Origin of the sequence: Blautia sp. CAG:237 (genome assembly GCF_000436615.1) — a bacterium.
Taxonomy (GTDB): Bacteria; Bacillota; Clostridia; order Lachnospirales; family Lachnospiraceae; genus Blautia_A; species Blautia_A intestinihominis.
Genome location: NZ_FR886744.1, coordinates 33,073 through 45,003 on the forward strand (window position 1 = coordinate 33,073; position 11,931 = coordinate 45,003).

The 11,931-nt window shown below is 46.8% G+C and carries 14 protein-coding genes; 1 reads left to right on the top strand and 13 read right to left on the bottom strand.

Annotated elements, in window-relative coordinates; all coding sequences use genetic code 11:
• The 5 genes from QZL69_RS08965 to QZL69_RS08985 form a co-directional block, all read right to left on the bottom strand.
• The coding region (locus QZL69_RS08965; RefSeq protein WP_291519095.1) for an ATP-binding cassette domain-containing protein at positions 1-472 on the bottom strand (472 nt) is incomplete at its 3' end.
• Complete coding sequence (locus QZL69_RS08970) at positions 466-846, bottom strand: GntR family transcriptional regulator (protein ID WP_118698400.1); 381 nt, start codon at positions 844-846, stop codon at positions 466-468. The genes QZL69_RS08970 and QZL69_RS08965, both read right to left, overlap by 7 nt.
• 154 nt (positions 847-1,000) lie before the next feature.
• Positions 1,001-1,555: a DUF5662 family protein gene (locus QZL69_RS08975; RefSeq protein ID WP_022214880.1), complete on the bottom strand. Its 555-nt coding sequence runs from the start codon at positions 1,553-1,555 to the stop codon at positions 1,001-1,003.
• Positions 1,515-3,407: a type II secretory pathway pullulanase PulA and related glycosidase gene (locus tag QZL69_RS08980; RefSeq protein ID WP_022214881.1), complete on the bottom strand. Its 1,893-nt coding sequence runs from the start codon at positions 3,405-3,407 to the stop codon at positions 1,515-1,517. The genes QZL69_RS08975 and QZL69_RS08980 overlap by 41 nt, the downstream gene beginning before the upstream one ends.
• Before the next feature lie 27 nt (positions 3,408-3,434).
• Positions 3,435-4,193, bottom strand: coding sequence for an exodeoxyribonuclease III (locus QZL69_RS08985; RefSeq protein WP_022214882.1), 759 nt, complete (start codon positions 4,191-4,193; stop codon positions 3,435-3,437).
• 177 nt (positions 4,194-4,370) lie between these two features.
• Here QZL69_RS08985 and QZL69_RS08990 point away from each other — a divergent pair, with 177 nt between their 5' ends.
• Positions 4,371-4,748 carry a DUF1292 domain-containing protein gene (locus tag QZL69_RS08990; protein WP_022214883.1) on the top strand — a complete coding sequence of 126 codons (378 nt, stop codon included), beginning with the start codon at positions 4,371-4,373 and terminating at the stop codon, positions 4,746-4,748.
• Positions 4,749-4,856: 108 nt separating this feature from the next.
• Here the strand turns inward: QZL69_RS08990 and QZL69_RS08995 are convergent, their stop codons facing one another.
• From QZL69_RS08995 to rbfA, 8 genes are all read right to left on the bottom strand, one after another.
• Entirely contained in the window at positions 4,857-5,372 is a 516-nt protein-coding gene (locus QZL69_RS08995) for a dUTP diphosphatase (RefSeq protein WP_022214884.1), read from the bottom strand.
• Between the two features lie 18 nt (positions 5,373-5,390).
• Positions 5,391-5,882 (bottom strand): anaerobic ribonucleoside-triphosphate reductase activating protein, encoded by a 492-nt coding sequence (nrdG, locus tag QZL69_RS09000; RefSeq protein WP_118251440.1) that lies wholly within the window; start codon positions 5,880-5,882, stop codon positions 5,391-5,393.
• Positions 5,883-5,884: 2 nt separating this feature from the next.
• Entirely contained in the window at positions 5,885-7,978 is a 2,094-nt protein-coding gene (locus tag QZL69_RS09005; protein ID WP_022214886.1) for a polyribonucleotide nucleotidyltransferase, read from the bottom strand.
• 175 nt (positions 7,979-8,153) lie between these two features.
• Positions 8,154-8,420, bottom strand: a complete 267-nt coding sequence (gene rpsO / locus QZL69_RS09010) for a 30S ribosomal protein S15 (protein WP_015542977.1) — start codon at positions 8,418-8,420, stop codon at positions 8,154-8,156.
• Positions 8,421-8,576: 156 nt separating this feature from the next.
• A complete protein-coding gene (locus QZL69_RS09015; RefSeq protein WP_022214887.1) occupies positions 8,577-9,470 on the bottom strand; it encodes a bifunctional riboflavin kinase/FAD synthetase in 894 nt (297 codons plus the stop codon).
• A gap of 30 nt (positions 9,471-9,500) precedes the next feature.
• Positions 9,501-10,385 (bottom strand): tRNA pseudouridine(55) synthase TruB, encoded by an 885-nt coding sequence (gene truB / locus QZL69_RS09020; RefSeq protein WP_022214888.1) that lies wholly within the window; start codon positions 10,383-10,385, stop codon positions 9,501-9,503.
• Positions 10,385-11,347: a DHH family phosphoesterase gene (locus QZL69_RS09025; RefSeq protein ID WP_022214889.1), complete on the bottom strand. Its 963-nt coding sequence runs from the start codon at positions 11,345-11,347 to the stop codon at positions 10,385-10,387. The genes truB and QZL69_RS09025 overlap by 1 nt, the downstream gene beginning before the upstream one ends.
• A gap of 54 nt (positions 11,348-11,401) precedes the next feature.
• Positions 11,402-11,788, bottom strand: a complete 387-nt coding sequence (gene rbfA, locus QZL69_RS09030) for a 30S ribosome-binding factor RbfA (protein WP_022214890.1) — start codon at positions 11,786-11,788, stop codon at positions 11,402-11,404.
• Positions 11,789-11,931 lie beyond the last annotated feature (143 nt).

The window sequence follows — 11,931 nt, forward strand, 5'->3', positions numbered from 1 at the left end:
CCAGCCCCGCCGTCGGCTCGTCAAGGAGCAGTAGCCTGCTGCCATGGCTGAGCGCAAGAAGTACATTCAGCTTCGCTTTCATTCCTGTGGAAAACTCTTTGATCTGTTTATTCAGCGGGATCTGGAATCTTTCGCATCTTTCACGAAACTCTTTTTCCTGAAAATCCGGATAAAAGCGGCTCATGACCGGAATAAGCTGCTGTACTTTCAGATATTCGGAAAAGCCGCTGTCAGAGAATACAGCTCCTATCTCCTGTTTCTCCTCTGCGCCAAGATCGGCAGCATTTTTGCCAAATATCTCCACGCTTCCCTGGTCCGGACGGATAAGTCCAAGCATCAGCTTGAATGTCGTACTCTTGCCTGCCCCGTTCGCCCCAATCAGCCCGATGATCTGATTCTCTGGGATCTGCATATTCAGTTCCAGTGTAAAACTGCCATATGTTTTCCTTACATGATCCAGCTGCACTAACATATCTCATCCTCCATTATGATCTCAAATGATTCACGTATCTCCTTTGCCGTTAAGCCTCCAACACGCGCTTTACGTACCGCTTCTTCCAGCTCTTTCTCCAGCTCCTTGCGACGCTCCTCCATCAAAAGTTCCTGATTGGTATTCGCGATAAAACTTCCCTTGCCATGGACAGTCACGACCAGTCCTTCTGCTTCCAGACTGTCGTAGGCTTTTTTTACTGTAAGAGCACTGATCTTCAGTTCTCTGGACAGTGCACGCACCGAGGGAAGTGCATCCCCTGCAGTCAGCGTCCCCTCGATCACTTCTGCCTTGATCTGTGCCATGATCTGCTCGTAGATCGGTTCCATGGAAGTATGGTTTATGATAAGATTCAACTTCATCCCTCCTTCTATAAACAGTATATAACAGCATAGTGCTGTTGTCAACTGTTATATACTGTTTATTATAATAAAAAAAGCCCTCTCCTCATCGAATTTCAATCTGTTTCGATGAAAAAAAGGCTTTTTAAACTCTAATTCCTGCTATATCTCAATATTTGATCTTTCTTGTTTCTTCTTTCAGATATCTGTGCTTAATATAATGAAGTAATTTTTCCTCGCCATGATCATTCAAAATGCGAAGAAGCGCCTCCAGTTCCTTCTTTGTCTGTGGGTGGATGAACCAGAGTTTTTCTTTGCTCTTGAGAAAATAATCCAACGGCTGGCTGTCGTCATAGGCATCTCCAAGGTAATTCCTGGATGCGCTGATCCGGTCCATGACCATCTCTGCCACATATTTACGCGGCATCTGCGCCCCCATGATCACATGCTCCCCATCAAGAGAATAGTCGACCCAGTGCTCAAAATGATGCTTGTTCCTGCCCTTGTGATGGAGCCAGGAAGTGGACACTCCGATATCTTCCCTCTCTGCATTATTCGGGCTTCTCGTTCCCTGATAATATTTACATCCCACCAGAAATTCTGCCGGTGTATACTTGGAAAGGTCGTGAAGCAGTCCCTGTTTATATAAGCCGATCCGGAAACAATATTTCATCACCAGTAATTTATGCCTTGTTATCGTCTTGAAGTGCAGCCACGGATGCATTCTCAATCTCCCCCTGCCTTGCCACCAGTACCACAATGGTACGTGGATTGATGTCTATTGTTTTTTTGTAAGTTTCTTTGCCATCCTGGAACCAGTTCTTCTCCTCCTGATCTGAAGTGTCGGCGATCTTTTTCCAGGTCATTCCGTCCGGAAGATTCGGCAGTGCGATATTTCGTTTCTCCCAGTGGAAATTGTATCCTATATAAAGGAAGTCGTCATCCGTTCCATCCGGCTTCTGTGCATATGCTCCGCAGTACATGATGCCGATAAGGCGGCTGGTGTTTTCCATGTTTAAGAACCATGCACGCTCTCCATGGAAGGAAACATCCGGGAAACCTTTTGCCATATAGTCTACGCTTCTCAGTTCATTCGGCATATGGAGGATCGGATGATCTTTGCGGAACGCGATTGCTTTTTTTACAAAGGAAAAAAGCTTCTCCTGCTTCTTCATGCATTTCCAGTCCGTCCAGCCCACACTGTTGTCCTGGCACCAGGCATTGTTGTTTCCATTCTGAGAATTGCCGAACTCATCTCCGCCATAGATCATCGGTGTTCCCTGGCTCAGAAGCAGCATCAGGAACGCATTTCGAAGCTGCTGTTCACGCAGGCGGCGGATGGCCTGCTTCCTGGACGCACCCTCTACTCCACAGTTCCAGGAATAGTTATAATCACTTCCATCGTGATTGTCCTCACCATTTGCCTCATTGTGACGGTAATTGTAAGTCACTGTATCATACAAGGTAAAACCGTCCTGGCTTGCCATATAGTTGATGGTCCCGAAATCGCCTGTGTTACGCTTGATATGGAACTGTGCCCCCGCGACCATTCCCTCGTCGCTCTTGAGAAGGCGGCGCATATCCTGCATAAACCCTCTGTTGTACTCTGCCAGCATGTTTTCTTTCTCCGGCTGTCCGGAAATGTCGGAAAACATCTTTTTGACACCATAGAGGAACGGATCTCTCTCGATCAGTTCTCCCGGAACGCCATCACCCAGCAGATGAAATCCATCTACATGATAATATTTCTTCCAGAACCACAGCGCATAAAGTGCCTTCATCGGAGCGGTATCTGCCGGGAAATACATTTCCATGATGCATTCGATCCCTGCTTCGTGGAAAGCTCTCACCATGTCACAGAATTCCTTGTGTGGTTTCTTCGTCGCACAGTAGGCACTTTTGGGTGCAAAATAAAATCCCGGGAGGTAACCCCAGTAGTTAACTTTATCCTTGTGATGTTTCTGGCGGATCATCGCCTTACCCGGCTCCACTGTGGACCTCTCCATAAATTCATATGCCGGCATCAGCTCGACTGCATTGATCCCAAGTTCCTTCCAGTAAGGGATCATCTCCTTAAGCCCTGCAAAAGTACCTCTTTTCTTTGGTGCCACCTTCGCCTGTCTGGTGTAGCCTCTGACATGGACTTTGTAGAGGATCATATCCTGATAGGAGATCCCTGGGGAAACGTCGCCTTCCCAGTTGTATTCTCTCAGATTCGGAAAACTGCAGCGGATCCTGTGCTCGTCCTTATCCTCTGACACTCTGCCAAATGTCTCTCTTCCAGCCAGCCCGCGGGCATATGGGTCCTGACAGATCTTTGTATCTATCCGAAAATTATATTCATACTGCTCCGGCTTAAACCCGGATACCATCATCGCACACATCCGACCGGTCCTGTTTGATTCTGCAAAAGGAATCTCAGCCTCCGGCTCCTTCTCTCCCTTTCGGTACAGGATCAGCGAGGCCTCTGTATCACAGGGAACCTCCACCGCAAAATTCATTCCCCCAGAAACTTTCGTAGCACCAGGCAGCATCGGATTGCCCTCGTGCACCAAAAGCCTGCTTTGATCGTACATAACTTTTTCTCCTTCTTGTATTTACTCTCAGAATGATTCCATGTCCAGCTCGATCGGACAATGGTCTGAGCCCATGATCTCTGTGTGGATCGATGCATCCTGCAGTTTATCCTTCAGTGCAGGCGAAACGATAAAATAGTCAATCCTCCATCCTGCGTTCTTCTCACGCGCCTTGAAGCGGTAGGACCACCAGGAATAGCTTCCCTCCTGATCCGGATAAAAATAGCGGAATGTATCGATAAATCCACTCTCAAGAACCTTTGTAAAGCATGCTCTCTCCTCGTCTGTAAAGCCGGCATTCTTACGGTTTGTCTTAGGATTCTTGAGGTCGATCTCCTGATGTGCAACATTCAGATCGCCGCAGCAGATGACAGGCTTCTTCTCCTGAAGCCCGAGAAGATAAGCAAGAAAATCTCTCTCCCACTCCATTCGGTACTCAAGCCGTCTCAGCTCGCTCTGTGAATTCGGCGTGTATACTGTCACGAAATAAAAATTCTCAAATTCAAGTGTGATCACACGGCCTTCTTTGTCGTGTTCCTCTATTCCAATTCCATAAAAAACCGAAAGCGGCTCCTGTTTCGTAAAGATTGCCGTTCCGGAATATCCTCTTCTGTTTGCGTAGTTCCAGTACTGATGATAGCCCGGAAGCTCAAGTTTGACCTGTCCCTCCTGGCATTTCGTCTCCTGCAGGCAGAAAATATCTGCATCCAGTTCCTGAAACCTCTCTTCAAAGCCTTTGGTAAGGCATGCACGGATTCCATTTACATTCCATGAAACAAATTTCATTGTGTATCTCCTTCATTTCCATCTTCATAGTCTGTCTTTATTTATTATACATGATTCCAGAGTGAGTTGAAATACATTTTTTTATTTTTTGCACAGAACAACCGTTGTAAATCCCCGTATTTTCTGATAAAATGAATAAAATAACCAAAAGAAAAACAAAAGTGAGGAATATCAATTATGAGTGACGAATTTACAAATTCTGCATGTGCACCGAGTGACTGTGCAAGCTGTGGGTTGGACTGCGGCGGTAATGCTTCTGAGGAACAGCACAACACCATTACTCTGACACTGGACGACGATACCGAAGTAGAATGCGCGATCCTTACGATCTTCCCGGTAGATGCACAGGAGTATATTGCACTCCTTCCACTGGATGAGAATGGTCAGAACCAGAACGGTGAAGTTTATCTGTACCGTTTCTCCCGCACAGAGAAGGGCGATCCGATGCTTGCCAACATCGATGATGATGCTGAATATCAGGCAGCAGCTACAGCTTTTGACATTGTTCTTGACAATGCACGTAAGGCAGAGGCAGCAGGCGCACCGTTAGAATAACAGAGACTTCTATTCATTCAATTTACTATTTCACAGCACAAAATAAGCGGAGTATTCGGGATATTCAAGTCCGGAAACTCCGCTTTTATATTTGCTGTATCTATATCTTTATTTCTGGGTGGTGCTTCCAAATCCACCGTTGCGGACACCCTTTGCGTCATCATCTACAGTGATTCCGTATTCTACAAAGATTCCCTGCATGAAGCCTGTGCCAGCCTGAATGCTGACAGATTTGCCTTCGTTGCTGTCATTGGTGATCTTTGCAAAAATATGTCCCTCATTGTCAGAATAGAAATAATCGCTGTCAATGATTCCAACCGTATTGTTGAGCTGCAGACGGTATTTGAATCCCAGTCCGCTTCTCGGATAGCATTTCAGAACCCAGTCCTGCTCCATCTCGACGCGGATACCGGTAGGGATCTTGACAGTCTCTCCCGGGTTCAGTGTCAGATCGACAGGTGCATAGAAATCATATCCTGCACTTCCTGCAGTTGCTCTTGCCGGAAGTTTAATCTCATTGTAAATGTCAGTGATCGCGCTTTCCTGTGTCTCCGGAAAAGTATCCTTCCAGTCTGCCACAAAACGCTCTTCACTTACTTTGTGAAATTTTGCGATTCTCTTCATGTTTTCCTCCTGGATCTCTCAGTCTGCATGAAGAACGATCTTCTGCTCCCGAAGTGTCGCCGGAACGTTGATCACGCGCTGGTTCGAAGATCCTTTCCATTTCAGACTCTGATCCAGCTTGTCCACCTGGAATTCACCATCTACGAGCACATCCAGATAACGGACGATCTCTTCCTGCTGGATTTCTTCCCAGCGTGAACCTGTATAAAGCCAGATGGTCTTGTCTGGATATTTTGTTCTGATCTTGCGTGCAAGGGCGGTTACGGCTGAAATATTGGACGGATGAAGCGGATCCCCTCCTGAGAAAGTGATTCCGCTGATATAATCCTTATCCAGTTCGGCAAAAATCTCTGCTTCTTCTTTTTCGGTGAAAGGAAGGCCTCCGTTCGGATCCCAAGTGATGGGATTCTGGCATTCCCGGCAGCAGTGATTGCAGCCTGCAACCCAGAGTACCACACGGAGTCCGTCTCCGTTCAGCATATCGTCCTTGGTTATATTATGATATCTCATTTTTATGCTTCTTCCGGTACATCCTTGATACTGAAACTCATTCTGCCCATCTTGTCTTTGCCAAGGCAGATTACTTTTACTTTGTCGCCAAGAGTAAGAACGTCCTCTACTTTGTTGATTCTGTGGTCACTGATCTTGGAAATGTGGACCATTCCTTCTTTGCCAGGAGCAAACTCAACGAAAGCGCCAAATTCCTTGATGCTTACGACAGTTCCCTCAAAGATCTGTCCTGCCTCGAAATCTGTTGCGATGGTCTTGATCATCTTCTTGGCTTCATCCATTCCGTGCTGGTCAACACCGCAGATAGATACGGAACCTTCATCTGTGATATCGATCTGAACGCCTGTACGCTCAATGATCGCATTGATGGTCTTTCCTCTCTGTCCGACTACATCACCGATCTTCTGAGGATCGATCTGGATCTGAACGATCTTCGGTGCATATTTATTTACATGGTCACGAGGAGCTGCGATGCATTTCTCCATAACCTCTGTAAGGATGTACTCTCTTGCTTCTTTTGTTCTGCGGATCGCTTCTTCTACGATCTGTCTTGTCAGACCATGGATCTTGATATCCATCTGGATTGCTGTGATACCGTCATGTGTACCTGCAACCTTGAAATCCATATCTCCGAAGAAGTCCTCAAGTCCCTGGATATCTGTCAGTACAATGTAATCATCGTCTGTTGCACCTGTAACAAGACCACAGGAGATACCGGCAACCGGTTTGCGGATCGGTACACCTGCTGCCATAAGGGACATGGTAGATGCACAGATACTTGCCTGAGAAGTAGAACCGTTGGATTCAAATGTCTCAGATACAGTACGGATCGCATATGGGAACTCTTCTGCTGACGGAAGTACCGGAACAAGAGCTCTCTCTGCCAGTGCACCGTGACCGATCTCACGACGTCCCGGTCCTCTGGATGGTTTGGTCTCACCTACAGAGTAGGACGGGAAGTTGTAGTGGTGCATATATCTCTTGGATGTTTCAAACTCGTCAAGTCCGTCAATTCTCTGTGCCTCAGAAAGCGGAGCCAGAGTTGTCATGGTGCAGATCTGTGTCTGTCCACGGGTGAACATAGCGGAACCATGAACTCTCGGGATGATGTCTACTTCTGCTGCCAGAGGACGGATCTGTGTGATCTGACGGCCGTCCGGACGTTTGTGGTCCTTAAGGATCATCTTGCGGACAGTTTTCTTCTGATACTGATATACTGCTTCTCCGAGAACAGCCAGCCATTCTTCATTGTCTGCAAATGCTTCCTGAAGTCTTGCTGTGATCTCACGGATGTTTTCTTCTCTTGTCTGTTTATCGTCTGTGAAGACAGCTTCTTCCATCTCTTCGGACGGAACGATCTTCTTGATCGCCTCGAACAGTTCTTCCGGAACTGCGCAGGAAGCGTAGAGATGTTTCTCTTTGCCGCACTCTGCTACGATCTTGTCGATGAAACGGATGATCTCCTGGTTTACATCATGAGCTTTGTAGATTGCTTCGATCATGGTATCTTCCGGTACTTCATTTGCGCCGGCTTCGATCATGATAACTTTCTCTCTTGTGGAAGCAACAGTCAGCTGAAGGTCAGAAAGTTCTTTCTGAGCCAGGGACGGGTTGATGATAAACTCGCCGTCGATCAGACCTACCTGCGTGGTAGCGCACGGACCGTCAAACGGGATATCGGAAATGCAGGTTGCGATGGAAGAACCAAGCATAGCCGGGATCTCCGGGTTGCACTCAGGATCTACGGACATAACCATGTTTACCAGAGTTACGTCATTTCTGTAGTCCTTCGGGAACAGCGGACGCATCGGACGGTCAATAACACGGGATGTCAGGATCGCATGCTCGCTTGCCTTTCCTTCTCTTTTATTGAATCCTCCTGGAATCTTGCCTACTGCATACATTTTTTCCTCATATTCAACGCTCAGAGGGAAGAAATCGATTCCTTCTCTTGGCTCCTTGGATGCTGTTGCAGTAGAAAGCACAGTTGTATCACCATAATGCATCAGAGCTGCGCCGTTAGCCTGTTTTGCAACACGACCGATATCTACAGTCAGTGTTCTGCCGGCTAATTCCATAGAATAACTTTTGTACATACTTTTTCTCCTTTTATTTCTTGCGTTTTAATTTTACAGAAGTCCGAAACAACTGAAAAAACCACCCGGATCTTTCCTGATGAACTTTTCAGTAGTCTCGGAAATAACTTCTGTCTATTTTGTTTTGTGATTTAAAAATGGGGCGGATGGTTTATCCGCCCCGTCCGTATACTAATTATTTTCTTAAACCTAATTTCTCAATCAGTGCACGGTATCTTTCGATGTCTGTTTTCTTCAGGTATGCCAGAAGTCCACGTCTCTGACCAACCATCTTCAGAAGACCACGTCTGGAGTGATGATCTTTGTGATGTGTCTGTAAATGCTCTGTCAGCTCCTGGATTCTTGCTGTAAGAACTGCTACCTGTACTTCCGGTGAACCTGTGTCACCCTCGCATCTTGCATATTCTTTCATGATTGCCTGTTTTTTTTCTTTTGAAATCATTGTGATTTCCTCCTTAAAAATATTATTATTAATGAACCGCCGCATATTAAGAAACGGTTGGAGATTCCAATCTCTGAATATGGGCTGATTTACACCTCAAATAGTATAGCATAAAACATCTGGCGTGTAAACAACATAATTATTTATTTTTTGAACTTATTTTTCAAAAAAAGCATGGCCTGCCTCGATGTCCCTCGCGATCTGTGCTTTGAGCGCCTCAAAAGAAGCAAATTTGTGCTCCGGGCGCTGGAATTTGCGGAAGAAAACGATACAGTCCTTTCCATACAGATCCTCATCACAGTCAAAAAGATAGGTCTCAACACCCAGGAAATCCTCTCCGACGGTCGGCTTGTATCCGACATTGGTGATTCCCTGATACTCTGTGTCGCCAAATTTTGACACTGTCACATAGACACCGTTCGGCGGCATCAGCTTCTGTTTCGGCGGGACCAGGTTTGTGGTCGGGAAAAATTTCTTGTGTCCCAGACCTTTGCCATGCTCTACCTCTCCTGCCACAAAGAAATCTGTTCCGAGAAGCTCTGAGATCTTGTGCATATTGCCCTTCTTCAGTTCTTCACGGATGAAGGTACTGCTGATCTTGCGGCTTCCGTCCATTTCCTTCGGGACGATCTCTGTTTCATAGCCATATTTCAGACCGGCTTTCCTAAGAAGGTCCGGCGTGCCTTTGCGTTCATATCCGAATCTGTAATCCTCTCCGACTACCACGAAGGATGCCTGCAGAGAACCGATCAGAATCTGGCGGATAAACTGATCCGCTTTCATATGTCTGATCTGCTCATTCAACGGGCATTCCAGAAGGACATCCACGCCCATATCTTCGAGAAGCAGTCTCCTCTCTTCCCCTGTGAGGATGGTCTGACGGTCGGACACAAAAGCTACAACTACGGAAGTTGTACCATATTCTTTTTTGTGTTCCAGAATCTTCTGGATCAGTTTCCTGTGTCCGCGATGAATTCCGTCAAATTTCCCCAGCGTTACCGCACAGTTGGAAAACTTTGGAAACTGTCCTTCGATCTTGATGTATTCCATGTGTTCTGACTCCTGCTTATCTCCGATGTTTCAGAGGAACATTTTCTGAGGCTGATAACGGTGTCTCTTATTGTCCCACTCGTAGATCCCCAGGAAATTCCCCTCGCTGGTGCACATCCGCACCCAGCCTTTTTTGTGCTGTGTTTCTGTCATATTATCTGGAAGCGCATTGCCATTCAGAAGAAGCCTGTCTCCGAATTTATTGCAGCGGATCTCCGGATAAGCCTTGAGCACTTCTGAAATAGAAAGAATCCTCTTCTCAAGGATTCCTTCTTCCATTTCTTTCTGTACTTCATCCAGTGTGATGCTGTCTTCCCAGCGATACTCACCGGATGCTGTACGGGTAAGCTCTTCCATGCAGGCACCGCAGCCCAGTTTCTGTCCAATATCATGGCACAGAGTCCGGATATAAGTTCCCTTGCTGCATGTAACAGAAAAACGTACCATCGGAAGATCCATTTCAAGGATCTCTATCTCATAAAAGCAGACCGGGCGGGCTTTGCGCTCGACGGTCTTGCCTTCTCTTGCGAGTTCATACAGCTTCTTTCCGTTTACCTTGAGCGCGGAGTACATCGGCGGGATCTGCTCCTGCTCTCCGAGGAAACTCTCGATTACAGCTTTTACTTCTTCTTCAGAAACAGTGACCGGCTTTTCATTCAGAACCGTTCCTGTCATATCCTGTGTGTCTGTCTCAATCCCGAGGTGAAGAAGTGCCTCGTATGTCTTGCGCTTTTCGGTCAGAAGATCGACCAGCTTGGTCGCTCTGCCGAGAACAACAGGAAGAACTCCCTCCGCATCAGGATCCAGTGTTCCGGTATGACCGATCTTTTTCATGTGGAGGATCCCACGAAGTTTTGCGACCACATCATGAGAAGTGTAGCCTTTCTCTTTGCGAATGACCAGAACTCCGTCCATTATGCCTCCTCTTCGCAGAACTGTTTCTCGATCTCTGCGGTCAGATTATTGATAACGTCATACATGGAGCCCTCAAGGTCACAGCCCGCTGCTCTTGTATGACCGCCGCCGCCAAAGAATACGGCAACTTTGCTCACATCCACCTTGCCGTTGGAACGGAGGGAAACCTTGAAATGCTGTGTCTCAGTCTCATAGATAAAGATCGCGACTTCCACGCCCCTTGTCAGACGAAGCTGGCTGACGATCCCGTCAAGGTCACTTCCCTCAACTCCATAAAATTCCATATCTCTTCTGCGGAGGTAGCCTACGGTGCATTTGCCGTTCTGGAGAAGAATGCTCTCTGCCAGAACACGGCCCATGACCTGAAGCTGAAGATATGTCTTCTCATAAAAAGATTCATCAATGATCTTGCTGAAAGGGATCTCCTGCTTCATCAGTTCTCCTGCGATACGCATCGTATCCGGGGAAGTGGAAGAATACTGGAATACTCCTGTATCATGGATCATTCCTGTATAGACTGCTGTCGCGATCGGACGGTTTACTTTGTCCGGATCCAGGAGTCCGTAGAGGACTTCGCAGCAGGAGCTGACTTCTCCGCGGATATAGTTGACATCCGCAAATCCCGGATTGCTCACATGATGATCGATGCAGACGGTTTTTGCCGCATGGTCAAAAGCATCTCCCGCAACTGCCAGGCGGTCACGCGCGCTGACATCGCAGGTAATGAACAGATCAAATTCTCTGCCCTCTTCTACTTCTGTTTTGATATCATCGATATGATCGATATGTCCAAAGATCGGCTTCGGATGGTCGAGATATACGCTTACATCCACATCCGGAAAATAAGTTCTGATATACAGATACAAAGCCATACAGGAACCGACACAGTCACCATCCGGTCGGACATGACCACCAATTCCTATTGTTTTCACGCCTTCCAGCACTTCTGAAATATTTTTCATGATATCCTCTCTTATTCTGTATGCACTGCTCTTCTGGTCAGGATCCGGACTGGCTTATTCTTCCTCGTCCGGTTTTCCTGCCTGAGCATCTTTTCTGGTTACATCGTCGATCAGCTTGGACATGTTTACACCGTATTCAATGGATTCGTCCAGGATGAAACGGATCTCCGGTGTATTCCTTAAATTCAGGTTCTTTGCAAGCTGTCTTCTGATATAACCTTCTGCCTTGTTAAGACCCTGGATGGTCGCATCCTTGGCCTCTTTGCTGCCAAGGACACTGATAAATGCCTTGCAGGTCTTGAGGTCAGGTGCAACTTCCACAGCCATGACAGAAGTCATTGGATGAATGCGAGGATCTTTGACTTCATTTCTGATGATCGTACTAAGTTCTTTCTGAACCTCTCCGTTGATCCTTGTATTCTTAATGCTGTTCTTTCTCATTTATTTTACTCCTATCTCGGTAAGTTACTGCTCATTATATTCGCTGTAACTTGGTCAAAATGCATTCCACATCACCTTCGGTGATAGCATTTTGCCCCGCATGTCTCGGGATTTTGGCATATTTATGCCAAAACACCTCGCGG

Bases quoted from the DNA above. Each gene is read 5' to 3' on its own strand.
- QZL69_RS09005 (WP_022214886.1), bottom strand. From the start codon at position 7,978: ATGTACAAAAGTTATTCTATGGAATTAGCCGGCAGAACACTGACTGTA.
- QZL69_RS08980 (WP_022214881.1), bottom strand. From the start codon at position 3,407: ATGTACGATCAAAGCAGGCTTTTGGTGCACGAGGGCAATCCGATGCTG.
- truB (WP_022214888.1), bottom strand. From the start codon at position 10,385: ATGGACGGAGTTCTGGTCATTCGCAAAGAGAAAGGCTACACTTCTCAT.
- nrdG (WP_118251440.1), bottom strand. From the start codon at position 5,882: ATGAGATATCATAATATAACCAAGGACGATATGCTGAACGGAGACGGA.
- QZL69_RS09025 (WP_022214889.1), bottom strand. From the start codon at position 11,347: ATGAAAAATATTTCAGAAGTGCTGGAAGGCGTGAAAACAATAGGAATT.
- rbfA (WP_022214890.1), bottom strand. From the start codon at position 11,788: ATGAGAAAGAACAGCATTAAGAATACAAGGATCAACGGAGAGGTTCAG.
- QZL69_RS09015 (WP_022214887.1), bottom strand. From the start codon at position 9,470: ATGGAATACATCAAGATCGAAGGACAGTTTCCAAAGTTTTCCAACTGT.
- QZL69_RS08995 (WP_022214884.1), bottom strand. From the start codon at position 5,372: ATGAAGAGAATCGCAAAATTTCACAAAGTAAGTGAAGAGCGTTTTGTG.
- QZL69_RS08975 (WP_022214880.1), bottom strand. From the start codon at position 1,555: ATGCATCCGTGGCTGCACTTCAAGACGATAACAAGGCATAAATTACTG.
- QZL69_RS08990 (WP_022214883.1), top strand. From the start codon at position 4,371: ATGAGTGACGAATTTACAAATTCTGCATGTGCACCGAGTGACTGTGCA.
- rpsO (WP_015542977.1), bottom strand. From the start codon at position 8,420: ATGATTTCAAAAGAAAAAAAACAGGCAATCATGAAAGAATATGCAAGA.
- QZL69_RS08985 (WP_022214882.1), bottom strand. From the start codon at position 4,193: ATGAAATTTGTTTCATGGAATGTAAATGGAATCCGTGCATGCCTTACC.